Annotated in this window: 29 protein-coding genes; 21 read left to right on the top strand and 8 right to left on the bottom strand. The window is 46.7% G+C overall.

Annotation, left to right across the window (positions count from 1 at the left end; all coding sequences use genetic code 11):
• The first annotated feature begins 13 nt into the window (after positions 1-13).
• The 6 genes from AAC052_RS06180 to AAC052_RS06155 all read left to right on the top strand — a co-directional run bounded on the left by AAC052_RS06180 (position 14) and on the right by AAC052_RS06155 (position 3,349).
• Positions 14-244, top strand: coding sequence for a hypothetical protein (locus AAC052_RS06180; RefSeq protein WP_317488423.1), 231 nt, complete (start codon positions 14-16; stop codon positions 242-244).
• A complete protein-coding gene (locus tag AAC052_RS06175) occupies positions 237-572 on the top strand; it encodes a type II toxin-antitoxin system PemK/MazF family toxin (protein WP_317488424.1) in 336 nt (111 codons plus the stop codon). The genes AAC052_RS06180 and AAC052_RS06175 overlap by 8 nt, the downstream gene beginning before the upstream one ends.
• Before the next feature lie 87 nt (positions 573-659).
• The gene (locus AAC052_RS06170) at positions 660-1,409 is read left to right on the top strand and encodes a peptidase E (RefSeq protein WP_317488425.1); all 750 of its coding nucleotides are present in this window, start codon (positions 660-662) and stop codon (positions 1,407-1,409) included.
• A gap of 176 nt (positions 1,410-1,585) precedes the next feature.
• Positions 1,586-2,044: a mobile mystery protein A gene (locus AAC052_RS06165; protein ID WP_317488426.1), complete on the top strand. Its 459-nt coding sequence runs from the start codon at positions 1,586-1,588 to the stop codon at positions 2,042-2,044.
• The gene (locus AAC052_RS06160) at positions 2,035-2,631 is read left to right on the top strand and encodes a mobile mystery protein B (RefSeq protein ID WP_317488427.1); all 597 of its coding nucleotides are present in this window, start codon (positions 2,035-2,037) and stop codon (positions 2,629-2,631) included. The genes AAC052_RS06165 and AAC052_RS06160 overlap by 10 nt, the downstream gene beginning before the upstream one ends.
• A gap of 85 nt (positions 2,632-2,716) precedes the next feature.
• Positions 2,717-3,349, top strand: coding sequence for an alpha/beta hydrolase (locus AAC052_RS06155; RefSeq protein WP_317488428.1), 633 nt, complete (start codon positions 2,717-2,719; stop codon positions 3,347-3,349).
• A gap of 61 nt (positions 3,350-3,410) precedes the next feature.
• On the opposite strand, the gene AAC052_RS06150 is transcribed toward AAC052_RS06155, so the two are convergent.
• A complete protein-coding gene (locus AAC052_RS06150; RefSeq protein WP_317488429.1) occupies positions 3,411-4,595 on the bottom strand; it encodes an alpha/beta fold hydrolase in 1,185 nt (394 codons plus the stop codon).
• A gap of 245 nt (positions 4,596-4,840) precedes the next feature.
• Here AAC052_RS06150 and AAC052_RS06145 point away from each other — a divergent pair, with 245 nt between their 5' ends.
• From AAC052_RS06145 to AAC052_RS06120, 6 genes are all read left to right on the top strand, one after another.
• The gene (locus AAC052_RS06145) at positions 4,841-5,623 is read left to right on the top strand and encodes a hypothetical protein (RefSeq protein ID WP_317488430.1); all 783 of its coding nucleotides are present in this window, start codon (positions 4,841-4,843) and stop codon (positions 5,621-5,623) included.
• A 115-nt stretch (positions 5,624-5,738) separates the two neighbouring features.
• A complete protein-coding gene (locus tag AAC052_RS06140; RefSeq protein WP_339811751.1) occupies positions 5,739-7,037 on the top strand; it encodes a dienelactone hydrolase family protein in 1,299 nt (432 codons plus the stop codon).
• A gap of 228 nt (positions 7,038-7,265) precedes the next feature.
• Complete coding sequence (locus tag AAC052_RS06135; RefSeq protein ID WP_339811748.1) at positions 7,266-7,601, top strand: metalloregulator ArsR/SmtB family transcription factor; 336 nt, start codon at positions 7,266-7,268, stop codon at positions 7,599-7,601.
• Positions 7,598-8,101 (top strand): SRPBCC domain-containing protein, encoded by a 504-nt coding sequence (locus tag AAC052_RS06130; RefSeq protein ID WP_339811747.1) that lies wholly within the window; start codon positions 7,598-7,600, stop codon positions 8,099-8,101. Before AAC052_RS06135 ends, AAC052_RS06130 begins: the two co-directional genes overlap by 4 nt.
• Positions 8,102-8,105: 4 nt before the next feature.
• Positions 8,106-8,573, top strand: a complete 468-nt coding sequence (locus AAC052_RS06125) for an SRPBCC family protein (RefSeq protein WP_339811746.1) — start codon at positions 8,106-8,108, stop codon at positions 8,571-8,573.
• A gap of 5 nt (positions 8,574-8,578) precedes the next feature.
• On the top strand, positions 8,579-9,472 hold the full coding sequence (locus tag AAC052_RS06120; RefSeq protein ID WP_339811744.1) for an alpha/beta hydrolase: 894 nt from the start codon (positions 8,579-8,581) through the stop codon (positions 9,470-9,472).
• 200 nt (positions 9,473-9,672) lie between these two features.
• On the opposite strand, the gene AAC052_RS06115 is transcribed toward AAC052_RS06120, so the two are convergent.
• Both AAC052_RS06115 and AAC052_RS06110 read right to left on the bottom strand, forming a co-directional pair.
• Entirely contained in the window at positions 9,673-10,350 is a 678-nt protein-coding gene (locus tag AAC052_RS06115; protein ID WP_317488436.1) for a porin family protein, read from the bottom strand.
• Between the two features lie 24 nt (positions 10,351-10,374).
• Positions 10,375-11,043, bottom strand: coding sequence for an OmpA family protein (locus AAC052_RS06110; protein WP_339811742.1), 669 nt, complete (start codon positions 11,041-11,043; stop codon positions 10,375-10,377).
• Positions 11,044-11,362: 319 nt separating this feature from the next.
• On the opposite strand from AAC052_RS06110, the gene AAC052_RS06105 reads away from it, so the two are divergent.
• A complete protein-coding gene (locus AAC052_RS06105; protein WP_339811740.1) occupies positions 11,363-12,529 on the top strand; it encodes a metallophosphoesterase in 1,167 nt (388 codons plus the stop codon).
• Here AAC052_RS06105 and AAC052_RS06100 read toward each other — a convergent pair.
• Positions 12,526-13,107, bottom strand: coding sequence for a hypothetical protein (locus AAC052_RS06100; protein WP_339811737.1), 582 nt, complete (start codon positions 13,105-13,107; stop codon positions 12,526-12,528). The two genes, AAC052_RS06105 and AAC052_RS06100, sit on opposite strands and share 4 nt — an antisense overlap.
• Before the next feature lie 248 nt (positions 13,108-13,355).
• Here AAC052_RS06100 and AAC052_RS06095 point away from each other — a divergent pair, with 248 nt between their 5' ends.
• Genes AAC052_RS06095 through AAC052_RS06085 form a run of 3 tightly spaced genes read left to right on the top strand, consistent with a single transcriptional unit; the run spans position 13,356 to position 14,878 of the window.
• Positions 13,356-13,577, top strand: coding sequence for a helix-turn-helix transcriptional regulator (locus AAC052_RS06095; RefSeq protein ID WP_339811736.1), 222 nt, complete (start codon positions 13,356-13,358; stop codon positions 13,575-13,577).
• On the top strand, positions 13,564-13,893 hold the full coding sequence (locus AAC052_RS06090; RefSeq protein ID WP_339811735.1) for a HipA N-terminal domain-containing protein: 330 nt from the start codon (positions 13,564-13,566) through the stop codon (positions 13,891-13,893). Before AAC052_RS06095 ends, AAC052_RS06090 begins: the two co-directional genes overlap by 14 nt.
• Positions 13,886-14,878, top strand: coding sequence for a HipA domain-containing protein (locus AAC052_RS06085; protein WP_339811734.1), 993 nt, complete (start codon positions 13,886-13,888; stop codon positions 14,876-14,878). The genes AAC052_RS06090 and AAC052_RS06085 overlap by 8 nt, the downstream gene beginning before the upstream one ends.
• 17 nt (positions 14,879-14,895) lie before the next feature.
• On the opposite strand, the gene AAC052_RS06080 is transcribed toward AAC052_RS06085, so the two are convergent.
• From AAC052_RS06080 to AAC052_RS06070, 3 genes are all read right to left on the bottom strand, one after another.
• Positions 14,896-15,432: a YfiT family bacillithiol transferase gene (locus tag AAC052_RS06080; RefSeq protein ID WP_339811733.1), complete on the bottom strand. Its 537-nt coding sequence runs from the start codon at positions 15,430-15,432 to the stop codon at positions 14,896-14,898.
• Between the two features lie 108 nt (positions 15,433-15,540).
• On the bottom strand, positions 15,541-16,509 hold the full coding sequence (locus AAC052_RS06075) for a YpdA family putative bacillithiol disulfide reductase (protein WP_339811731.1): 969 nt from the start codon (positions 16,507-16,509) through the stop codon (positions 15,541-15,543).
• Between the two features lie 70 nt (positions 16,510-16,579).
• Positions 16,580-17,263, bottom strand: coding sequence for an SDR family NAD(P)-dependent oxidoreductase (locus tag AAC052_RS06070; protein WP_339811730.1), 684 nt, complete (start codon positions 17,261-17,263; stop codon positions 16,580-16,582).
• A 61-nt stretch (positions 17,264-17,324) separates the two neighbouring features.
• On the opposite strand from AAC052_RS06070, the gene AAC052_RS06065 reads away from it, so the two are divergent.
• On the top strand, positions 17,325-17,657 hold the full coding sequence (locus AAC052_RS06065; protein WP_339811728.1) for an MGMT family protein: 333 nt from the start codon (positions 17,325-17,327) through the stop codon (positions 17,655-17,657).
• Between the two features lie 312 nt (positions 17,658-17,969).
• Positions 17,970-18,599 (top strand): 2'-5' RNA ligase family protein, encoded by a 630-nt coding sequence (locus AAC052_RS06060; protein ID WP_317488447.1) that lies wholly within the window; start codon positions 17,970-17,972, stop codon positions 18,597-18,599.
• Between the two features lie 26 nt (positions 18,600-18,625).
• Here AAC052_RS06060 and AAC052_RS06055 read toward each other — a convergent pair whose 3' ends face one another.
• Positions 18,626-20,083: a sodium:solute symporter gene (locus AAC052_RS06055; RefSeq protein ID WP_339811725.1), complete on the bottom strand. Its 1,458-nt coding sequence runs from the start codon at positions 20,081-20,083 to the stop codon at positions 18,626-18,628.
• A 195-nt stretch (positions 20,084-20,278) separates the two neighbouring features.
• On the opposite strand from AAC052_RS06055, the gene AAC052_RS06050 reads away from it, so the two are divergent.
• The 3 genes from AAC052_RS06050 to AAC052_RS06040 all read left to right on the top strand — a co-directional run bounded on the left by AAC052_RS06050 (position 20,279) and on the right by AAC052_RS06040 (position 22,550).
• A complete protein-coding gene (locus AAC052_RS06050) occupies positions 20,279-20,560 on the top strand; it encodes an ATP-dependent Clp protease adaptor ClpS (RefSeq protein ID WP_317488450.1) in 282 nt (93 codons plus the stop codon).
• 8 nt (positions 20,561-20,568) lie between these two features.
• Positions 20,569-21,189 carry a recombination mediator RecR gene (recR, locus tag AAC052_RS06045; RefSeq protein WP_317488451.1) on the top strand — a complete coding sequence of 207 codons (621 nt, stop codon included), beginning with the start codon at positions 20,569-20,571 and terminating at the stop codon, positions 21,187-21,189.
• 164 nt (positions 21,190-21,353) lie between these two features.
• Positions 21,354-22,550 carry a pyridoxal phosphate-dependent aminotransferase gene (locus AAC052_RS06040; RefSeq protein ID WP_339811722.1) on the top strand — a complete coding sequence of 399 codons (1,197 nt, stop codon included), beginning with the start codon at positions 21,354-21,356 and terminating at the stop codon, positions 22,548-22,550.
• Positions 22,551-22,566: the final 16 nt, after the last annotated feature.

Below are 22,566 nucleotides of genomic sequence, written 5' to 3'. Positions count from 1 at the left end.
AAAACCATGGTTTATGAAGGCATTTGAGTTCACAACCAAGATTAAAAAGAATAAGATCGATATTCCCTCCAGGCTTCAGAATGAAATTGCTCAATCTGAAGATGGAGCTGCGAGAGTAATTATTTTACTGGAAGAGTCGCCCATTCGTGATGAAAGTGCGCTAGGGCAGCTGGTGGTTGAAAAATTTCTTGAAGGTTATGATGAGTCTGATGCTATTTATGACACCTACAAGATAGATGAGTAGGCTCAGTTTTGGTGATGTTGTGCTCCTGAAATTTCCTTTCACTGATAATTCTGCATCAAAAAGAAGGCCTCCGCTAGTCATCAGCGATTTTGAAGACGGCGATATTATCGTTTGCAGAATCACCAGCAGGCTATACCAAATCGCTTTCGATATTGTCCTGACCAACTGGGAAAAAGCAGGTTTAAAACTCCCCTCAATAGTACGAATCCATAAAATAGCTACACTGACCAAGAACATGGTCGAATTGAAAATGGGAGAAATTCATAGGACGGACAAAGATAAGGCAAGAGAGCTAGTCGGTAAGTTGTCTGAGAGTAACGCTCACTAGAAAAGTAATCACTTGGGCAGGTCACAGAAAAGAACTTGTTCAAGCTCCACAGGCTGGTTACATTGTCTTTTGAACCAAAACCAACCTATGAAAAAATTAATCCTCCTCAGCCTCGCCATTCTATCTGCAACAGGCATCTCTCTTGCCCAAGACCAGTACATCTTCCCATTCGGCGGTGGTTCCAATAAGTTATTCATCAAAGAAATAATCAAACTCACCGGTAAGGAGCGCCCGAAGATCTGCTACCTGCCAACCGCCTCAGGCGACAGCGAACAAGGAATTATCCGCTTTTACGAGCTGGTGCATGACCTGTCAGTGGAGCCGTCGGTGCAAAAGGTGTGGATCAGCTCTTACAACCAGAAGCAGACTTTCGAAGAGGTGCTCTTAAATGTCGATGCTATTTATGTCGGCGGCGGTAATACCCTCAACATGATGGCCATCTGGAAGGCACAGGGTATTGACCTAGTACTCAAAAAAGCGCTTGAAAAGGGTATCATCCTGGCTGGCGGCAGTGCTGGCTCACTTTGCTGGTTCGATAATGGCACCACCGACTCCCGCCCCATCGAGTTGAGCGTAGTGGAAGGCCTTGGATTTTTACCCTACAGCCACAGCCCACACTACGATGCTGAGGAATTTCGCAGGCCGTTGTACATGAAAAACATCGAAAACGGCATTTTCAAAGCTGGCTACGCCATGGACAACTACTCAGGCATCATTTTCAAGAATGGCAAGCCCTTCAAGGTGGTGGCCACCAAGCCCGAAGCCAATTGCTACTTCGTGTCGATGAAGGATGGCAAAGTAGTAGAAGAGAAGCTGGAGAAGGTGATTTTGGAGTGAGCTGGCCTATCTCGCTCCAAAAAATCCCGTGGTTCGTGAAGCTATTTCCACGCTTAGTACTTTTATATATAACCAGGCGCAATCCTTTCGTCAGGTTATAAGCTGACAATTCACTTGATTTTGTCAAATTATAACCTTACTTTTGTATTATAAAAGTCAGGCTATATCCTTACATAATGAAAGCTAAAAGGCTACAGTTAGATCAACTCGAAAGAAAACTAAAGGTATATTCGAGCATCAAAAGCACGCCTATTCCCCCAACGGGTTGGATAAAAACCGTTCGACTAGCCTTGGGTATTTCGCTACAGCAAGTAGCTACCAAGCTCTCCATAACCAGACAGAGCGTCCTTGAAATAGAGAATAGGGAGAAAAACGGGAGCATCACCATCAAGTCATTGCGTGAAGCGGCCAATGCCCTGGATATGGATTTGGTATATGGTTTTGTGCCAAAGGATGGCTCACTGGATGCGCTTGTTGAAAGAAAGGCCAGAGAACTCGCCACGAAAATTGTGCGCCGAACTTCCAATACCATGAAGCTGGAAGCTCAGGAAAATTCAGAGTCAAGGTTAAGAATGGCCATATCGGAAAGGGCATCTGCGCTAAAAAGTGAAATGCCAAAGGTGTTATGGGATTAGATTTTGAATACATCAACGGTCAAACCCCGCTGGATGAGGAGGAGAGGGAGGGACTTTTGATAGAAACGATAGCAACAAGGACTGAATTGGATGAATTCGAGCAGCAAAACATTGAAGATGCCATTCAGTGGACTTTGGGCCGTTCTTTCAAGCCTGAAACAATTTTGACTGAGTCGTTTATACGAGGCCTGCACCGGCGGATGTATAAAAATGTATGGAGCTGGGCAGGTGAATTTAGAAGGACAGATAAAAATATTGGGATAGACAAATGGCAAATCGCCACTGCTCTAAAGGCACTTTGTGACGACGCGGCATTTTGGATTAAAAACGAAACCTATTCGCCGGATGAGACGGCCATACGGTTTAAACATCGGCTTGTCAGCATCCATTGTTTTCCAAATGGTAATGGTCGACACAGTCGATTAATGGCAGACGTAATTATTGACAAAATATTTAAGCAACCCGTATTTACCTGGGGAGCTGGCGATCTTGCCAAGCTAAGCGACAGCAGAAAAGAATATTTGCTAGCATTAAAAGAAGCAGACAAAGGTCGGCTGGATGAACTCTTAAGGTTTGTCCGGTCATAAGAACCAAAGCGGCGGAAGGTGATTTTGGAATAATTATCTTTAAAGCCCGAAGTGCTATATTCGGCCATTTATCAAACCAGTCAGTATGAAGTTCACTCTTATCGGGGTTATTTTTTGCTCTTCGCTGCTTTCGTGCGCTGCCAACGACGAGCGCTACCTGTTTTTTCTGCACAACAAGTGGTTAGAAGATCATGAGTTTAATGAAGGTCATCCCAAATACGGCAGGGCTGAGTACCAGGAGATCGTAAGCGCCTTCAAGAAAGAAGGTTTTACGGTGATCACTGAAAAGCGCCAGCCCAATACCGACGAGAAAGCTTACGCCCGCAGAGTGAAGGGGCAGATCGATAGTCTACTGCAAATGGGTGTTGAGTCAGTTGAAATCACGGTAGTTGGCACGTCTAAGGGCGGATTTATTGCACAGTATGTTTCTACCTACGCCAGAAACGAACAGCTGAATTTTGTTTTTATCGGCAGCTCCTTTAAAGGGCTGGTGGAGCAAATTCCTGACATTGACCTGTGTGGTAATATCCTGGCGATCAACGAAAAAACTGACCATGGCTCTGTGTCTCTTGCTGGCAGAATAGAAAAGTCCACCTGCCATATAGCGCATTTCAAAAACATCGAGCTCAACACCGGCAAAGAGCACGGCTTCCTCTTTCCACTGATGAATGAGTGGTTTGAGCCTGCTGTGAAGTGGGCCAGAGAAGATTACCAGTAATATCACCGACGATGCGCCGGTGGGTGAAGACACCCCACCAGAACGGCGATATCATCCTGCATCACTTCAAGTACTTATCCGCAAAAATGATAAACTGCGCCCAATCGTAAAAAGTAAGGTCATGAATACCGGTGCGGTTGTGATACGACAACGGCCAGGCAATGATCGGGCTATCAGGCTTTGGGGGTGTGGCGGGCAGGTGCGACTGCCGATTGTAAAGGTTGAACACCGGCTCGGCGTTTTTCATGGCCAGGTAGGTGCCGGTGGGGTCGGCCCAGAGGTCTTCCGTAGCATTGGTGGCATAGACAGGACGAGGCGCTGCCAGGGCAATCAGCATGTGCTGATCGACAGGGAGTGCCGCTTCGTTACCGTTGTATTTTTTGTAATTGGTATTGAACCAATGCGGAAAAGCGGTATTGATAACCTCCACCGTTTCCCCAAAATTCCGTTTTGATAAAGCCGCTCCGGTATTGCCCGAGCAGTTGGTGACACACATGGCAAAGCGCTGGTCTTGCGCTGCTGCCCACAAAGAAGCTTTTCCCCCACGGGAGTGGCCGACTACAATAACGTTCTTGTGGTCGACGGTCTCCTCTTTTTCGAAATAATCCAACACCCGGCTGGCCGCAAAGGCCCAGGCCCCGATGGCTTTCATGCCATTGTCTCTGGCTAACTCATTCGGGAAAAGCCGCAGCAAACCATTCTGATAAGTGTTTTTGTCATCCGGTGCTGCATCGCTGACATGGAAGGCTGCAATGCCATAGCCCGCCGCAATTACCTGCTCGGCAGGCCAGAAGCCCATGATGGTATCTCGTGAAGCCAGGGTATTTTTCGGGCTTCGGTTATTGATCAGCAGAAAAGTGGGCACAGCTTTTTTCGCCTGCTGTGGCGTGAAAAGCACCACATGGATGGTGGCCTGCTGCCCGTTGTTGTAAATAGTCACATCGGTTTCCTTCAGGTGAGCCGCTCCCTGCATCACCCCGGGCTGGTCATTGAGGACCTTAAACGAGACACTATCGAATGTTTTCGGCATCGTGCCGTATACATTGTCTTCGAATAGCTGTAGTATTTCCGACCGTCTTGAGGTTTCCCACTGGCTCTTGTTCTTGATCGTTTTGCCATTGCTGTCTACCAGCAGCGGCGGTAAGGTGTAGGTGTAGGTGCCTGCTTTGGATTCGTCGTAATTTTGGGCCAGTGCAGGTTGGAAAACGAAAAGGATTAGGGCAATTAAGGTCAGTAGTCTGTTCATAACACATTTGGAAAGTGGAGGGTAAAAGGTACGAAAATAGCAGGAGGTTTACAGGATGCACATCACCGATCTGGAAGTCCCTTGAGCCGCCAAAGCAACAAGAAAATGAACAAACAAGGAGAATTGAGCGATTGCTCAATGTCAATGCTCAAACTTTAACACCCTAGTAATATCATGAATGACTCAAATTGTATTAGAAGAACAAGACAGTTCTTATATTCAATTTCTATTACCAATTCTGGCGAATGAAGAATAGCTTTTTGATTGCTTTGGGTTTGATGATTTTGTTTCAAGTTAGGGGCCAGCCAGTTAGGTTTATGTATTCAGATGCTGTAACTGATACAGTACACTATTTCACCCCAATCCTGAAACGCCTCATATCTGAAGGAAAAATTGACACTACTGAAAGGACGGATGAAAAATTCGTGTTCTGGTCAGACTTAGAGCGAAATAGAATCAGGCTTTTGCTTTTTGAAGAGCCAGTAATTGAGGAGGCAGAGTCCGTAATGCTTCGAGTTTGTTATTTTCCGTGCCACGACGTTAGCAGAATAGTTAGAATCGAGAATTCTCCAAATGGGTATCGGGCGGTGTGTAAAACCGAAGCTGACAATTCATATAAACTATCATACTTCAATCAGAAAAAACTAACTAGCCGGGAAATCTCAAAATTACGAAGGGAAATCAAAAAAATGGGAGAAGAAGTATGGCCAACTTACAAGAGTGACATTTTTAAGAAGTCGGCGATCACAGATTCTCTGAAATTTAGATTTCAGATGAGTGAATTTGTACTAGACAGTTCGCTATTTCGAAGAAATCTTGACCTCATGACTTATCTTAAAATCGGAGAATTAGACCCCTTCATTTCCGAAAATATGGAGATGTATAACCGTTCACATTTTTGCGCTCCCGATTGGATCCTTGAGTGGAGGGAGAATGGACAATACAAGGTAATCAAAAGGAGTAACCCAAGTTTTGAGCTAGAATCTCTGCTACATGAATTTTTTCGCTTTTGCGACGGCAGCAATTAGTTAGCCCAACAGTAGCCTAGAAAACCTGCAAAGCCGTTGGCCACCTACTCCGCCAAAACCTTCCTCCAAGTCCCGTGTTTTCCCTATATTGAAACCCTACTTACTTCAACTACTTATGACACGCCGCCCTCCCCTCTTTCTCTTGCTGCTTCTTGTTGTTTCCAGCATTTGCCAGCCAGCTTTTAGCCAAAGCGCTCAGAAAACCTTCGTTTACGGCGATGCCCTGCCCGATGCACCCGAGCTGTCCGTGAGAGGCAGCTATGCGGTGGGCGTGCAAACCATAGAGGTGGTGAACAAAAACCAGGTGGATGTGCTGAGCTATGCCAAAGACAGTATGGCCCGCTACGACCGAAAGCTGACGCTGGAGGTCTGGTACCCAACCACTGCACCGGCAGGGCTCATCACCTATGATGAAGTGATGGGCCAAAACGGTAATCCTGAGCGACCGATCATTCCTTTTACCTTTTCTGGAAGAGCTACCCGCAAAGCAGCACCGCTGTTGAAAGACGGCCCTTACCCGCTGATCATTGTATCACATGGCTACACTGGTTCCCGCTACCTGATGACCTACCTCACAGAAAACCTGGCGTCCAAAGGGTATGTGGTGGTGTCTATCGATCACATGGAATCAACCTTCAGAGATGCCGATGGCTTCCCCAGTACCCTGCTCAACCGTTCATTGGATGATCTTTTTGTGCTGAACGAAATCGCCAGGCTTAGCAAAGACAAAGGTTCGTTTCTGGCAGGGCTGGTGAATACCGGCAACACAGCGCTCGTCGGCTACTCTATGGGTGGCTATGGCGCCGTGAATGTGGCTGGAGGCGGCTACAGTCCTCAGGCAGTCGGACTATTTGGAGGTATGACGGGAGGCAGCAAGGCTTTGGCTGTTCGCATGAGAGGCAATGCGGCTTTTGAAGCGTCGATCGACCCAAGGATCAAAGTGATTGTCGCTTTTGCACCCTGGGGCATGGAACGAGGACTGTGGGATGCCGAAGGGCTGGCAGGCATCAGGATTCCATCGCTTTTTGTGGCTGGCAGCATGGACGATGTGTCTGGGTATGAAAAAGGCATCAAAGCTATTTATGAAGGCGCTGTCAATTCCGACAGATATATGCTCACATACATAGACGCACGGCACAATGTGGCGCCCAACCCACCGCCCGTGGAGGCCATGCAGCCAGGATTGAATATCAACGAGTACCTGCGCTACGCCGACTCCGTTTGGGACATGCGCCGGATCAATAATATCAACCAGCACTTCGTGACTGCCTTTCTGGGTATGCATTTGAAGGGGATGGCGGAGTATAAGAAGTACATGGATGTGCCTGTTGAGTCAAGTGCAGAGGTGTGGACGGGCTTCAAGCCAAGGACTTCCATTGGTTTGCAGATGGCGCACGATGCACCGGAGAAATAGGCCGTGGTGCCCGTGGTGCACACAGCCTTAGCTGGTGGCAACACATGCAGGGCTTTAGGGAGCGACTTTCTTGAAGTAGAAGATCCCTACGGGATGGCTGGAGTGGAGAGAACCGTTGTTACAACATCCATTCAGATCCATGATTTTTATTAATCAATAACAATTTTCAAAAGAGACTTGCGCAAGTAAATGCTTGCGAATATATTTGCAAGCAAACACTTGCATATTATGGAGGCCAGACGAGACGTATTTCAGGCAATAGCAGACCCCACCCGGCGTGAAATCATTGGCATGGTGGCTCACCAGTCGCTCAATGTGAATGCCCTGGCGGAGAAATTTGATGTAAGTCGGCAGGCCGTGTCACTCCATGTAAAGATTTTGCAGGAGTGCGGGCTCATTTCCATCCGTCAGCAAGGGAGGGAGCGCTACTGCGAGGCCAAATTGGAAGGGCTTGGGGAAGTGTCGGCGTGGATAGAGCAATACAAGCAGTTTTGGATGAGCAAATTCGATTCTCTGGATAAATACCTGACCAAAATTCAATCAGAAAAAAAGATTGACAAATGAATGCACCAACAATTTCAAACAAAGACAAGCTTAGGCTGTCTTACGAATTCAATGCTCCAAAGGAGATGGTTTTCAACGCCTTCAGCACAGCCGAAGCCCTGAACGAATCGTGGGGGCCTGTAGAAACGAAGAACAGCGCCATTAGCCTCGATTTCAGGCCAGGTGGCGTGTTCCATTTCAGTATGAAGTTTGGCGACCATGTAAACTATGCCAGATTTCTGTTCAAAACCATTGAGCCATACGACCTGCTGGCATTTACCAATGCATTTGCCGATGAAAAGGGCAATCCTATTCCGGCTCCTTTCGATGTAAAGCTGCCAGTAGAAATTTTTTACAGCCTTCGGTTTACCGAAACAGGCGGCAAAACAAGTATCGAACTAACAGGAGAACCGTTCGATGCTACACAAGAGGAAATTAACGGTTTTAATTCCATCGCCGAAGATATGCAGCGGGGCTTTGGTGCGACTTTTTCCAAATTGACCGACTTTCTTAAAAAATAACACCATGGCAAAAGATCATTTAGATACTTCAGACAGAGAGCTACGGATCTCCAGACTGTTCAATGCCCCCATTGAGCTGGTGTGGGAAGTGTGGACTGACCCCAATCACCTGAAAAACTGGTGGGGGCCGAATGGCTTCACAACCGACATCAGTCAAATGGACGTGCACCCCGGCGGACAATGGTCGCTGGTGATGCATGGGCCAGACGGCACCGACTACCCGAACGAAAGCATTTTCAAAGAAGTGATCAGGCATAAAAAAATTGTGTATAAGCATGTCTCTTCTCCATCGTTTTTAACGACGGTTGAGTTTGAAAGTCAGGGCAAAAAAACACTGATGCACTGGCACATGCTGTTCGAAAGCAGGGAGCAATTCATAGAAGTAGTGAAAAAGTACGGTGCCGACGAAGGCTTGAAACAGAACATCGAAAAACTTGCCCAATACCTGACAAAGTTTGTCGCCAAAAAATGACAACTATGAAGAATTTGTCTCAACCAATAATACTGAGCCTTGGTGTGGCAGTTGCCCTGCTGGCTTCATGCAGTACAAAAAATAATGAGCCGATGGAATCAGCAAAATCAACTGAAAAGCCTGCTTACTTCAAAAGCGGTTATTCGGACGTCAACGGATTGAAGATGTACTACGAAATACATGGTGAGGGAGAGCCGCTCGTACTTATCCACGGAGGCGGTTCTACTATACAAACCACGTTTGGCAATATTATCCCCGAGCTGGCGAAAAACCAAAAGCTCATTGCCGTTGAGCTACAGGCCCACGGCCACACCAGCGACCGGGATGCCCCGGAAACATTTGAGCAGGATGCGGACGACGTGGTTACACTTCTGCAAAATCTGGGTATTGCCAAAGCTTCCTTTTTCGGCTTCAGCAATGGAGGAAATACCACGATGCAAATTGGCATCCGCCACCCTGAAATAGTAAAAAAACTGATCATCGCTTCAGCTTTTTTCAAAAGAGAAGGCATGTTTCCAGGGTTTTTTGATGGCATGGAGCATGCCAGCCTCGATAATATGCCGACCGACCTGAAAGAAGCGTTTTGGGCAATCAATCCTGACTCTACTAAACTCCTTGCCATGTTCAATCATGATAAAAATCGGATGCTCGGGTTTCAGGATTGGGATGTGGCTTTGCTGCAATCTATTCAGGCACCATCGCTCATTATCAATGGCGATCAGGATGTGGTGCAGAACAGTCATGCCTCCCTTATGGCAGCGCTGATTCCCAATGCCAGGTTAATGATACTACCCGGCAATCATGGCTCGTATATGGGGCAGGTGGAAGGATCTTATCAGGGAAGCAAAACGACCGAGTTGACGTTGTCAGTGATAGATGAGTTTTTGAAGAGTGAGTAGCCCGGATCGGTGGTGCCGACAGCCCTTGCCGGCCGTAGCACAAAGAAGGAATCAGGATGGCCATTCGAGGTGCATAAGATTCCTTTGTGATAGCTGGTGTGGAAAGACTGGATGCTCATTATGCGCTGAACAAAAAAATACCCCTCTGGTCCTATCATAGACCAAAGGGGTTTCTTGCATTCCTCCTGGGAAGTCTTCTACTAAAATCTATAGCCGGCTGAAAGGCCAAAGCCTGTGTTTTTGACGTTGGTTTTGTCGTTGGCGATTCTATTATCGTCGGGGTTGATTTTCACCATACCAAGTTGCGAGTTGAGCTGAAAAAACAAACCACCAGCCATCTCATAGCCAAACAGAATATTTCCCCCAAAATCGAGTGGCTTAAAATAGGGGGTTAGCAATGCATCGCCGTCATTCACTTCATTGGTGAATTCAATGTCATTGTTGACTTCTACAGAACCAGACACATAGGTAGCCTTGCCACTAACAGCATACCCCACGTAAGGCCCAAAGCCCAGCATAATATAGCCATTACCCACCTGGCTTTTGTACACCAGATTCAAAGGCAGTTCCAAATACGAGAGTCTGTAAGTACTCGTCACTTGTCCTGTTGTATTTTTGGCTCCCTTGGTGCTGAACATCAGCCCTGGCTGAAAGTAAAACTCAGGAGCAATGGGTATTTGGATATTAAGGCCAGCATGAAAACCAGCCAGTAGGTCATTCTCAAGTTTGTCTCCGTTAAAATCTTTTCCATTAAAGTTCTGTAAATTAACCCCACCCAGAATGGCCACACCGTCATTTTCTGATGCAGTGCTTTGAGCCATGGCCGCTGACGCAGCAAAGACCAGGGCAAGGAAGATGTATAATTGTCTTGCTTTCATTTTAGTTTTCTTAGATTGTTTGAATTAGTTAGAGGCTTCTTTGGCAGCTTCTGCCTTCATTTTTTCGTTGGCAGTGATCAGGAATTCCACCCTACGGTTTTGGGCCTGTCCGCTAGACGTACCGTTGTTGTATTTCGGCACCGATTCACCAAACCCTTTGATGCGCACCCTGTTGTAGGCGATTCCCTGGCTCCTAATGTAGTTTGATGAAGTACTTGCCCTCCGTTCCGACAAACCCTGATTATAAGACTCAGATCCTTTGCTGTCAGTATGCCCCTGCACTTCAATGTCCGTGTCGGGATAAGCGTTGAGCACTTTCACCAGCTTATCCAGCGAAGTCTTTGATTCTGACGAAAGGTCAGATTTATCAAACCCGAAGAGCACGTCGCTACTAAATTCGACCACGATGCCCTCTCCTACTCTTTCCACTTTTGCATCGGGAACGGTTTTTTCCAGTTCAGCGGCCTGCTTGTCCATTTTGTTGCCAATCAAAGCGCCGGCAGTGCCCCCAACGGCGGCTCCGATAATAGCACCCAAGGCTGTGTTTCCAGAAGCCCTGCCAATAACGGCTCCCATGGCGCCTCCACCAACTACGCCAACAGCTGCCCCTTTCTTAGTTTTATTGGCAGCACAGCCTGAAAAGACCAAAGCCACGCTTAAAAAGAAGATCAAACTCTTACTTGAATTTTTCATACTTAGCTACTTAATGATTGATGTGGCAGGGAGTCACCCCGAAGTATTCAGATCGGATAAGGCCCACCTTTTGAGAGAAGGAATATTTTTATCAAAAGTAGACTCCATGAAGCCGCTGCGAGTTACACATCTGTCTATATGAGTTGCATAAATCACGCATTGGCTTAGAGGTTCTGGCGCAAAACGGAAAAGGGAGGAAGGGCTGATGCCTTGTTTGAAACCGAAAATTTGTAATTTATCGGCAGGTTGCGTGTGCACTTTCTTTGCCAATGGCAGACCAGTTCTTTCACCGTGCCAGCTGCCTTTATAACCGCATGTAATGAAAACCTTATTTACGTTAATTTTCACAATTGCCGCCTTGCCTCTCTTTGCACAGGACACTGAAATAAATGGAGTTGTGTTTCACGATGTCAACGGCAATGGCAGAAAAGATGTCAAAGAAGCCGGGCTCCCCAACGTTACCGTGTCCGACCAGGCGATTACCACCGTTACTGACGAAAAAGGCGAATTCACACTGACGTCTACCACCGATTTTCCTTATGTTTTCATCACACAACCCACAGGCTATACCGGCAAGTACTACTACCCAAAGGCTGCCACTGTCACGTTTGCATTGGCAAAAAGCAAAGACCAGAAGGAATTCACCTTTATCCATGCCTCCGATACGCACGTGGACTCACTGAACCTGCTCAGGATAGCCAGACTCCGGCAAATGGTGGATTCCATTGGGCCAGCTTTTGTCATCGTCTCTGGCGACCTCATCAGGGATGCCCTCCGGGTCAACGAAGCTACCGCCAGCAACTACTACAAAATGTACTTGGCGGAAATAAGTAAATTCAGCATGCCGGTATATAGCGGCGTGGGTAATCACGAGCTTTTTGGCATCGAAAGAGACAAATCTTTGGTGAGCAGCGAACACCCGTTGTACGGCAAAAAGATGTTCCGACACTTCCTTGGGCCTGACTATTATTCTTTCAATTATGGGGGTATACACTTTATTTCCATCGATGGGGTGGACTATCAAAACCTGTACTACTTCGGAGGAGTTGACTCGCTTCAATTAGCCTGGCTGGAAAATGACCTGAATTATGTGGCTCCGAATATGCCCATCGTTACGTTCAACCACATTCCCTTTGTCTCACCAGGCTTTTCTTTCCAGGACTATGACAATGACGTCTTCTATGGGCCTAGTTTGTTGATGCAAAATGGAAAGCTTGAGCATCGGCATATCGTTTATAACTATAATGAGGTAAGAAAAAGAATTGGCCAGAGACCGTATCCACTGGCCTTGTCCGGCCATTACCATGCCGCCATGGAAGGGGCAATGACTGGTGATCAAACCAGATTTGTGCAAACTTCAGCCATTACCCGACCAGGTGAGTTTGAGCATGAAGCCGGTTTTACAGTGCGTTCAGGATTTACGGTGTACAAGGTAAAGGACGGGGAAATTGTGTCGAGTGAGTTTGTGCCTCTCAATCTGCGCTAGCGAACCGGTATGATCGACGGGTCATACGTTTCCCCTGCTGCTACTTGCACCATGGTAATCCGTACTTTGGTTGGGAAAAAGTGCTCCGGGTCGGCTCGCCTGTGGGCGTGGCCTTGTCCTCCGCTGTCGTCTTTGATCACGAGATCCATCTGCTTGATGCCCTCACTCCAGATGATCGACCCATTCTCCCAGAATTCAGTCATAGAAACGTCCTTCTCAAAAATCCCCTCTTCCGTGTAAAGGTCTGTATTAGTACAGCCGTAGCCGTTGCCCTGGCCTTTGTTGGGAATGTAACACAGCGTCCACTGCGTGGGGTAGCCTCCGGCAGGCTTTTCCATCACTTCCAGTCGAATGTGCACCGTTCCGTTGCGGTAGTCAACAGGCGAAGTCCAATCGGTAGGCCGCCGGGTATTGAGCATATCGCCTTTTACGTAATAGTGCGACTTGCTGGGTGTGGAATTGTCTGCGTTCTGTTTGCTGTAAGTGAATTCTGTGTCGAAGAGAAGAAACTGCTTGGGCTGCTGCGCCAGGAGCAGCGTGGGGAGGGACAGGACAAATAGGAGAGAAAGCTTTTTCATAGGATGCTGCTTAACGAAGTAATGTGTGAGAAAGATACTCAACAGAATTGACAGTTGGGTTAAAAGAGTACTGATGAGCAGAGCAATCGCCGCTATTTTATACCCAATTGGGTATATTTATCACTTTCTGATAGAAATTATACCCTAAAGGGTATAATTTAATAATTATTCGATCATTTTATACCCTTACAGGTATAATCTAAAGATTATTGACTATTTTTATACCCGTAAAGGTATAATTCTAAGGTATGGACTTAAGCCAATTCGTTAAAGAGAAAAGAAAGTCGCTCGGGCTGACCCAGGAGGAGTTGTCAGTAAAGGCTGGCGTGGGGCTGAGGTTTGTGCGTGAGATGGAGCAAGGAAAACAAACTTTACAAATGAGCAAAGTCAATCAGGTGTTGAAACTCTTCGGGTATGAACTCGGGCCAAAGGCAATCAACAGAAGTACGCTACTCAATGAAAAAAGCTAAGATATATATGCACGACAAATGGGCTGGTGTACTTACTGAGGACAATGAAGGCTACCATTTTACTTACCAAAAGGAGTACGTGAGTGAAGGAGGAGAGCCTATAAGTCTGACCATGCCGCTCATAGACAAAGCTTATCACAGCGCAGTGCTGTTTCCTTTTTTTGATGGCTTGATCCCTGAAGGTTGGCTGCTGGAAATAGCCGAGAAGAGCTGGAAGATCAATGTCCGAGACAGAATGAGCTTACTATTGGCCACCTGTAGAGATTGCATCGGGGCCGTTTCTGTTGAACCAGTAGAAGCTGAGGCAAATGAATAGGAAATCATGCCTCTATTGCTATCAACCTCTCAGTGGGGAAGACCTGGCGTCTCAAGCAGGGAAAGCTGGTTTCCATCCATCTTGCAGTAAGAAATTTTTTGGGAAGACCTCCCCTCCCGAACTGCCGTTCACAGAGAACGATATCTTAAAACTTGCTGAGCAGGTTATCAAAAGCCACAAAGCAGTCACTGGCGTCCAGCCGAAGCTATCTCTCAGTATTGAAAACGTAAAAAACAGTCAGGTTCCTGAAAGGTTTACCATAGTCGGTCTATGGGGTGAGTACATTTTGAAGCCACAGACAGAAGCATTTAAACACCTGCCGGAGAACGAAGACCTAACGATGCATTTGGCAACGCTATGTGGAATAAACACCGTGGAGCACTCGCTAATAAGTCTCAAATCAGGGCAGTTAGCCTACATCACCAAACGAATAGATCGAAAAAAGGTATCAGGAAAAAGTGTCGCTGCCAGGAAACTGCATATGGAAGACATGTGTCAACTGACCGAAAGGCTAACCGAGCACAAATACAAGGGGTCTTATGAACAGATAGCAAAAACCCTCCTCAGATACTCGGCAAATCCCGGCCTTGACGTCATCAATTTTTACGAGCAGGTTATCTTCTGCTTTCTGACAGGCAATAATGATATGCATCTCAAGAATTTTTCATTGTTAAAAGCCGACAGAGTGAATTATAATCTTTGCCCCGCCTATGATCTTGTAGCATCGGCCCTGGTATTGCCAGAAGATGATGAAGAGCTTGCGCTCACTTTAAACGGAAAAAAGAAAAAACTGAAAAAAACTGATTTCGACACTGCCATGTTATCTGCGGGAATCGAACAAAAAGCCATGGACAATATTTACAGGAGATTTTCCAACTCGCTAGCCAGATGGGAGGATTTCATTGACATCAGTTTTTTGCCTGAAGACATGAAGGTGAATTTTCAAGAGTTGATCAACTCGAGATTTGATACGCTCGGACTGTGATCCGGAAAGCTGCTATGCTACCACCCCATCCTTTTCTTTAGCTCCGTAATGTGCGCCAGGTGGTGCCTGCCATGCCAGGAATACATAGCTAACACAGTGGCCAGCCTCGAGGTCTTTCCGGACGCAGGGTGCACAAAAGTTCTTTGGTAGTCTTCTTCAGACATCGCCTTTAATAGCACCACCCATCGCTTGTGGAGCATTTCAAGCAAATCGAGAGAAAGATCTATTTCTCCATGCACTGCATCGGGTAGCTCAGCCCATAGCTGCTCTTCGTAAGGCCTAATGGTCGGGTTGTCCTCTGTGAGCGCCAATCTGAAGCGCATATACGAATTCATATGGCTATCAGGGATGTGGTGCACTACCTGCCGCACCGTCCAACCGCCGGGGCGGTAGGGAGTTTCCAACTGTTCCTCAGAAAGGCCCACGACTGCCGTCCTCAATTGCGAGGGCAAATGGGCAATGTCTTCTATCCAATGGCTACGCATCGCCAGCGATGTATCTTTTGGTGGGATAAAATCACCTATCGGGTATTTGAGCGCTTCGAGGTTTTCCATGGATTCGTGTTGAAAAAATTGAAAGATGAATTTAAAAAGAAAGCAACCAGCTTAGCAAAATATTTTATTAACCCTCCAAGGATTCAAACCCATTGGAGACCTCAAACTTCAAACCACCTCCTTCTTCGCAATTCCCTCTATAATCACCTCCGCATGTACCCTGGAGTTTTCAATAAACCATTTGTTGGTTTTCAGGCCTCCACAGATGACGCCTGCCAAATAAATGCCTGGCACGTTGGTTTCCATGGTCTCGGGGTTGTGCACGGGAGTTAGAAAATCGTCGGTACCAATTTCGATGTTCATACTTTTCAGAAAGCTGAAACTAGGCTGGTAGCCCGTCATGGCCAGCACAAAGTCGTTTTCGAGGGTCTTCATGCCCTCCGGCGTCACGATGTCTACTTCCGTTTCTCTAATGGCAGTCACTTGTGATTTAAAATAGGCCTTAATCGACCCTTCTTTGATCCGGTTTTCAATGTCCGGCTTCACCCAGTATTTTACCCTTTCGCCGATCACATCATCCCGGATTACCATCGTCACTTCCTTCGCTCCTTTTCGGTAGGTTTCCAGTGCCACATCAACCCCTGAGTTGGCCGCCCCAATCACCAGCACCTTCATCCCAAAATAGGGATGCGCTTCTTTGTAATAATGCCTTACTTTGGGCAAGTCTTCGCCGGGCACATTCAGCAAATAGGGCAAGTCGTAAAAGCCGGTAGCCAGGATCACATTGCGGGCTTCAAAGGTGGCTTTGGAGGTGGTGATAACAAAAAAATCACCCTTCTTCTCCACACTATTGACAGGCTCATACAGTCGCACATTCAATTTCCAGGAGCTGGTCACCCGGCGGTAATATTCCAGGGCCTCCGGTCGGGTAGGTTTAGGGTTGTGAGAAATAAAAGGCACCCCCCCTATTTCCAATTTATCCGAAGTCGAAAAAAAAGTCATATTGGCCGGGTAGTTATAAATAGAGTTGACCAGGCAGCCCTTATCCACAATCACATAACTCAAGCCTCTTTTCTGAGCTTCAATTCCGCAAGCCAGCCCAATGGGGCCCGCACCTATCACAAATACGTCTAACATCAGTAATATTTAAAACCTAACCTTATGCCAACCCCAAATTCGGCCAACAGGTTTCATCTGCAACGTTCAATTAGCTATCGCCATAAATTTTATAAACACCCTGCCGCAAGGCGTCGCCTTCCTCAGAGCAAATGAAGCCAATGGTCTTGGCAATCTTTTCTGGTTTTACCCATTTGCTGAAGTCGGCATCGGGCATATTCTTTCTGTTAGGAGGCGTGTCGATGATGCTGGGCACCACGACGCTTGAAGTGATGTGTTTACCCTTGCCTGATTCGTTGAGGATGTCGGACAGGTTAAACAACAAGGACTTCGAAAGTGCATAGGGCAGCGTGTCTTTTCCAGCCGCAGCTTGAATGGCCGGCCGGGCACCTACAAACACCAATCTACCTCCGCCTGTTTTTGCCATTGCTTGAAACGCTGGCCTGGCTGTGAAATAGGCTGTATAAAAGTTCAGGTGGAGCATTTTGTCGAGATCAGTACCATCAGTATTTTCAATATTTCCCATGGCAAAGCCACCGACCAACATAATCACCGCATCGAGGCGTCCATGTTTGGCAACTACCTTGTCTATGGTGGCTGAAGCCGCTTTCTCGTTGGTCAAATCAGCCTCGACAAACTCAGCTTTAGTTGATCCCTTTGGCAAATGACCGGGCACGGCCGTACCCACCACCTTGTAGCCCAAGCTTGAAAACTCGTTCACAACTGCCTCGCCAAGATTTCCCCCGGCTCCTGTAATCAGCACAATTTTCTGCATAACATTTTCTGTTTTGCCTGGTCAAAATAAGATATTGCAAGATGTAATATTTGAGCCTCCTATGCCAGCAGACAAGACGTCGTTTTTCCAGGATGTGTACGAAGTGGCTCGACTGATCCCCAAAGGTCGGGTAACAAGCTACGGTGCTATTGCTAACTATCTTGGCACCAAGGGCAGTTCCCGCATGGTTGGCTGGGCGGTGAACAGCGCTGGCATGCCCGACGACGTGCCAGCACACCGGGTGGTGAACCGGGTGGGAGTACTTTCCGGCAAACACCACTTTGGAGGCTCCAGAATGGAAGATCTATTGAAGGCAGAAGGCATTGAGGTGAACAATGACAAGATCGTGGCGTTTGACAAGTTATTCTGGGATCCGATGAAAGAACTAGAGTAAACGGGGAAGCACCAAATGGCAAAAGACAAATAGCAAGTAAGCTCCAAGTGCTAATTGCTGAATTTCAAAACACCAACGCCTCCCTTCGTATCTATACGTCCACTTTCTCTAAGCACCAAGTGTCAAAAGATAAATAGCAAATGAGCTCCAGGTACCAACTCCTGAAATTCAAAACCATCACTCCTTCCTTTCTTGCCACCTGATGCGGCTTTTGAGCAGCCTTAGCTGAATACTAACTTTTGTAGTAATTTATTCCAACATTTTTTGCATAATGTTTTAGTATTACTAAATTTGATAGCAAATACTACCGCTATGAAAATGTTCTACAAAGTTCAGCTTCCTGCGTCACAGCCAGTGGCTTCTTATGTACACCAGTGCAAGCTGTATATACAGCAGAGAGCCGGGAAGTTCAAGTTCATGACCTCAGAGGCGTTCATTTCACTTTTTTCCTTTGAGGCTGAAGTGGCCGACGAGCAGCAATTGATCAAGGCACTGAGAAAGGCGGCAGCTTATCTCGATACTTTCGATGTGTCGCTTAATGGCTTTTCTCACTTTCCACAAAGCCGCACTCTCTTCATAAAAGTGGAGAATGCCAGAACGCTGAAGGAGAGAAATAGACTTTTTCATGATGCCTTTCTTTCTATCACAAAAGACATGGGCATCGACATCAGTAATATGACGTTTACCGATCATCCACATTTGACAATTGGTGCCGATTTCGACAGCAAAATCTATGGCTCTTTATACAATGCGTTTGTTCAGCATCGTTATCACCAGGGCTTCAGAGCCGAAAGCGCTTTACTCGTAAAGTATATCGGTAGAGGAAAAAATAAAGTGCTTTCTAAAGCGCCCTTTCAAAAAGTTTCCAGGCATCGGCCTCCTTTTATTGAAGCACCAACCGCCTCAAAGGAAAAAGGTCAAATGACATTGGAATTCAATTAGCTGTGTTAGTACCAGTGTGGGGAAACTCACACTGGAACGCCTATTTCTCTCTTGCTGCTTATAGCCCACAGCCCAAGGAATGTAAGCAGCCCATTCAAAAGCAAAATTTCAAATCCGAACTTATATCCCCACAGAAGGCTTTCGGAGCTAATGTTGATGAGGTACGACAACAATGGCGACAGCACGCAAACTACCGGCACATACTTGTCTGTTAACGGGCGTTTAGTGAAAAGCCCAAAGGAGAAGAGCCCGAGCAGGGGCCCATATGTATAGCCAGCCGCTGTAAACACAGAATTAATTACGCTCGAATCGTTGATGGCGTTGAAAATAAGGATGACGAAAAAGAGCAGAAAGGAAAAGCCCAGGTGAACGAGCATCCTTACCTTGTCGTTGTTTTTTACCTCTTTTTTTTCAAAACCCAAAAAGTCGACACAGAAAGAGGTTGTCATGGCGGTTAAAGCTGAATCAGCGCTACTGTACGCAGCAGCTACAATGCCCAGGAGAAAAAGCACTCCTGCAAAAGTATTGAAATGACCAAGCGCTAGCATCGGGTACAGATTGTCGGTACGGTCAGGAATAGGAATGCCTGTGGCTTCCGCATACATAAACAACAGCGCCCCCAGGCTCAAAAACAAAAAATTAACGATGACCAGCACCACGCAAAACCAAAACATATTTTTCTGGGCATCGCCAATATTGCGGCAGGTGAGGTTCTTTTGCATCATGTCCTGGTCCAGACCTGTCATCACTATGGCAATGAAGGCTCCTGCAAAAAACTGTTTGAAAAAGTTTCTGCCACTCTGCCAATCCCATTCAAACACCCGGAAGTACTCGCTTTTCACAACCGTAGATCCTATGTCTGCAATTCCAATATTCAATTCGGTACTGATGAGGTATATACTAACAACTACGGCCAGGATCATAAAGCCGGTCTGCAGAGTATCGGTCCACACAACGGTTTTTATACCTCCTTTAAAAGTATACAACCATATCAGCCCGATGGTAATGAGCACGCAAGCCCAAAAGGGGATACCAAAAGAATCAAAAATTGCCAACTGCAATACACCAGCCACCAGAAACAGCCTGAAAGACGACCCAACCACCCTGCTGAGGAGAAAGAAAAAAGAACCTGTTTTGTAAGAAGCCACACCGAACCGCTGTTCGAGATAGGTATAAATCGTGACCAAATTGAGTTTGTAATAAAGAGGCATCAACACTGTGGCAATGATCAGGTACCCAGGCAAATATCCCAACACTACCTGAAAATAGCTGAAACCGCTATTACCCACCTCGCCAGGAACACTGATGAACGTAACACCACTCAATGAAGCTCCGATCATCCCAAAGGCCACCAAATACCAGGGAGATTCTCTGTTTCCCGTAAAAAATGTCGACGAAGTAGCGCCTCTGGAGGTAAAATAGGAGATAACGAAGAGCAGTAAAAAGTAACTTCCAATGACGGCGAGAACAAGAGTAGGTGTCATATCTATCGGGATGTCAGTTTATTTTCTTAATTTTGCGGGATATTCAAACCAAATTAACGAACAGAACATCACTCTGGCAAAGTAATTCATCTGGAATAAAATAAACGGAATACTAAAATGGACTGCCTTCCAGAAGCATCCAAAGATGGCAACTGAGACTGGAAGAACCACAATTCTTTTAAATCACAAAAGACTATGAGTTATCAACCGCAAAAAGAAGATTTGGTTGAGGTATTGGAAGACCTTGAGTCAACCGATTTACAGGACTTAATTGTCTACAACGACGACTATAACACATTCGATCATGTGACCAACACACTGATCAAGGTTTGTAAGCACGACAAGCTTCAGGCGGAACAGTGCACGTGGATCATCCACTACAAAGGCAAATGTGGAGTAAAAAAGGGCTCTCTGCCTGAGCTGAAGCCTATGAAAGAAGCTATTTTAGAGGCTGGCATCAACGCTGAAATTCTTTAACAGCCTGCATGGAATTTCCTTCTAAACTCATTGAAGAGGCCGTAGAACAATTTTCTCAATTTCCTGGTATTGGCAAAAAGACAGCATTACGGCTGGTGCTCTACCTTTTGAAGCAGGAAAAAGATCAGACAACCCGCTTTACAGAGGCACTTGACAATCTCAGGAAAAACATCCGCTACTGTGTCGAATGCCATAACATATCAGACACCGAGGTTTGCAGCATTTGCACCAGCCACCGCCGTGAGCGCTCGCTTATTTGTGTAGTAGAAGATATTCACGACGTGCTGGCCATAGAAAACACATCTCAATACAACGGACTTTACCATGTACTCGGTGGCATCATCTCACCCATGAACGGCGTGGGGCCCGATGAACTGAATATTCAATCGTTGGTAGACAGAATTGCCGGAAAAGGTGGCGAAGTGCAGGAAATCATTCTGGCACTGAGCGCCACCATGGAGGGAGACACGACGTCGTTTTACATTACCCGAAAAGTGAGCGATAAAGGAGTGAAGGTTTCCACCATTGCCCGTGGCATTCCATTCGGTGGCGAGCTGGAGTACACCGACGAAATCACCCTTGGACGAAGCATATTGACCAGGGTAAATTATGACCTTCCCGCATCATAAAGCCCGCCCATTACGAGAAGCTAAATATTAGCCTGCTTTCGAAAGAATAATTTCGATAATCTCAATCGATCTGCTGCATATTTTTGAAAGTCCTAAAAAAGCCCGGGCGCTTGGCATAAGCGATTCATAATCTTTAATTTGCGCCGCAATTACACCCGATCAACATGAGTTTCTTATCTAAAAGAGTAAATGCCCTGGCCGAATCGGCCACGCTGGCGATGGCTAAAAAAGCCAGAGAACTGAAGTCAACCGGCGTTGACATCATCAGCCTAAGCTTAGGCGAACCTGACTTCAAAACTCCCAAACACATCCAGGAGGCGGCAAAAGCAGCCATTGATGAAGAGAAGTATTTTGCCTACTCGCCTGTAGCCGGCTACCAGGATCTCCGTGAGGCCATCGCCGCTAAATTCAGAAATGAAAACGGCCTTGAGTCGAAGGCAGAAAATATCGTTGTGTCTACTGGTGCCAAGCAGTCGATCTACAACCTGATGTCGAGCATCCTCGATCCGGGAGATGAAGTGATCATTTTCTCTCCCTACTGGGTGAGCTACTCTGACATCGTTCAGCTTTGCGACGGCAAGTCGGTATTGGTGTCGGGCACAATCGAAAATGGCTACAAGCCCACTCCGGCACAATTGGCAGCTGCCATTACGCCCAGAACAAAAGCATTGCTTTACTCCTCTCCCTGCAACCCTACCGGATCGGTTTTCAGTAAAGAAGAGTTTGAGGGCTTTGTGAAAGTGCTGGCCAAGCACCCACAAATCCTTATCCTGGCTGACGAAATCTATGAGCACATCAACTACGTAGGCAAACACATCAGCATCGGCACTTTCCCTGAAGTTAAAGACCGCACGGTGACTATCAACGGGATGGCCAAAGGCTTTGCAATGACCGGCTGGAGAATTGGATACATCAATGCACCCAAGGAGGTTGCGCAGGCTTGCGAAAAAATTCAAGGGCAGGTAACGAGCGGCACTAATACGATAGCACAGAGGGCAACTGTTTCTGCGCTGACTTCGGGGCTCGAGGCAACTGAGAAAATGTCAGCCATCTATCGCAAGCGCCGGGACATGGTATATGACCTCCTGAAAGAGGTTCCAGGCCTGAAAGTGAACATGCCGGATGGAGCCTTTTATTTCTTCCCGGACGTAAGCCACTATTTTGGCAAGAGCGACGGTGAAATGACCGTAAAAGATGCTGATGATTTCTGTATCTACATTCTGGCCAAAGCCCATGTGGCATTGGTAACTGGCAGTGCGTTTGGCGACCCAAATGCGGTAAGACTTTCTTATGCTGCGTCAGAGGCCGAACTTCAGGAGGCAATCAAGAGAATTAAAGCGGCGCTGGCTGTTCTGAAATAACATCTTTTGAATACAA

Source organism: uncultured Imperialibacter sp. (assembly GCF_963974565.1).
GTDB classification, from domain to species: domain Bacteria; phylum Bacteroidota; class Bacteroidia; order Cytophagales; family Cyclobacteriaceae; genus Imperialibacter; species Imperialibacter roseus.
The sequence above is the reverse complement of the archived record's forward strand: the minus strand, read 5'-3'. Positions and strand labels throughout refer to the sequence as shown.

Coding starts and splice junctions, on each gene's coding strand:
- AAC052_RS06180 (WP_317488423.1), top strand. CDS start 14: ATGAAGGCATTTGAGTTCACAACCAAGATTAAAAAGAATAAGATCGAT.
- AAC052_RS06175 (WP_317488424.1), top strand. CDS start 237: ATGAGTAGGCTCAGTTTTGGTGATGTTGTGCTCCTGAAATTTCCTTTC.
- AAC052_RS06170 (WP_317488425.1), top strand. CDS start 660: ATGAAAAAATTAATCCTCCTCAGCCTCGCCATTCTATCTGCAACAGGC.
- AAC052_RS06165 (WP_317488426.1), top strand. CDS start 1,586: ATGAAAGCTAAAAGGCTACAGTTAGATCAACTCGAAAGAAAACTAAAG.
- AAC052_RS06160 (WP_317488427.1), top strand. CDS start 2,035: ATGGGATTAGATTTTGAATACATCAACGGTCAAACCCCGCTGGATGAG.
- AAC052_RS06155 (WP_317488428.1), top strand. CDS start 2,717: ATGAAGTTCACTCTTATCGGGGTTATTTTTTGCTCTTCGCTGCTTTCG.
- AAC052_RS06150 (WP_317488429.1), bottom strand. CDS start 4,595: ATGAACAGACTACTGACCTTAATTGCCCTAATCCTTTTCGTTTTCCAA.
- AAC052_RS06145 (WP_317488430.1), top strand. CDS start 4,841: ATGAAGAATAGCTTTTTGATTGCTTTGGGTTTGATGATTTTGTTTCAA.
- AAC052_RS06140 (WP_339811751.1), top strand. CDS start 5,739: ATGACACGCCGCCCTCCCCTCTTTCTCTTGCTGCTTCTTGTTGTTTCC.
- AAC052_RS06135 (WP_339811748.1), top strand. CDS start 7,266: ATGGAGGCCAGACGAGACGTATTTCAGGCAATAGCAGACCCCACCCGG.
- AAC052_RS06130 (WP_339811747.1), top strand. CDS start 7,598: ATGAATGCACCAACAATTTCAAACAAAGACAAGCTTAGGCTGTCTTAC.
- AAC052_RS06125 (WP_339811746.1), top strand. CDS start 8,106: ATGGCAAAAGATCATTTAGATACTTCAGACAGAGAGCTACGGATCTCC.
- AAC052_RS06120 (WP_339811744.1), top strand. CDS start 8,579: ATGAAGAATTTGTCTCAACCAATAATACTGAGCCTTGGTGTGGCAGTT.
- AAC052_RS06115 (WP_317488436.1), bottom strand. CDS start 10,350: ATGAAAGCAAGACAATTATACATCTTCCTTGCCCTGGTCTTTGCTGCG.
- AAC052_RS06110 (WP_339811742.1), bottom strand. CDS start 11,043: ATGAAAAATTCAAGTAAGAGTTTGATCTTCTTTTTAAGCGTGGCTTTG.
- AAC052_RS06105 (WP_339811740.1), top strand. CDS start 11,363: ATGAAAACCTTATTTACGTTAATTTTCACAATTGCCGCCTTGCCTCTC.
- AAC052_RS06100 (WP_339811737.1), bottom strand. CDS start 13,107: ATGAAAAAGCTTTCTCTCCTATTTGTCCTGTCCCTCCCCACGCTGCTC.
- AAC052_RS06095 (WP_339811736.1), top strand. CDS start 13,356: ATGGACTTAAGCCAATTCGTTAAAGAGAAAAGAAAGTCGCTCGGGCTG.
- AAC052_RS06090 (WP_339811735.1), top strand. CDS start 13,564: ATGAAAAAAGCTAAGATATATATGCACGACAAATGGGCTGGTGTACTT.
- AAC052_RS06085 (WP_339811734.1), top strand. CDS start 13,886: ATGAATAGGAAATCATGCCTCTATTGCTATCAACCTCTCAGTGGGGAA.
- AAC052_RS06080 (WP_339811733.1), bottom strand. CDS start 15,432: ATGGAAAACCTCGAAGCGCTCAAATACCCGATAGGTGATTTTATCCCA.
- AAC052_RS06075 (WP_339811731.1), bottom strand. CDS start 16,509: ATGTTAGACGTATTTGTGATAGGTGCGGGCCCCATTGGGCTGGCTTGC.
- AAC052_RS06070 (WP_339811730.1), bottom strand. CDS start 17,263: ATGCAGAAAATTGTGCTGATTACAGGAGCCGGGGGAAATCTTGGCGAG.
- AAC052_RS06065 (WP_339811728.1), top strand. CDS start 17,325: ATGCCAGCAGACAAGACGTCGTTTTTCCAGGATGTGTACGAAGTGGCT.
- AAC052_RS06060 (WP_317488447.1), top strand. CDS start 17,970: ATGAAAATGTTCTACAAAGTTCAGCTTCCTGCGTCACAGCCAGTGGCT.
- AAC052_RS06055 (WP_339811725.1), bottom strand. CDS start 20,083: ATGACACCTACTCTTGTTCTCGCCGTCATTGGAAGTTACTTTTTACTG.
- AAC052_RS06050 (WP_317488450.1), top strand. CDS start 20,279: ATGAGTTATCAACCGCAAAAAGAAGATTTGGTTGAGGTATTGGAAGAC.
- recR (WP_317488451.1), top strand. CDS start 20,569: ATGGAATTTCCTTCTAAACTCATTGAAGAGGCCGTAGAACAATTTTCT.
- AAC052_RS06040 (WP_339811722.1), top strand. CDS start 21,354: ATGAGTTTCTTATCTAAAAGAGTAAATGCCCTGGCCGAATCGGCCACG.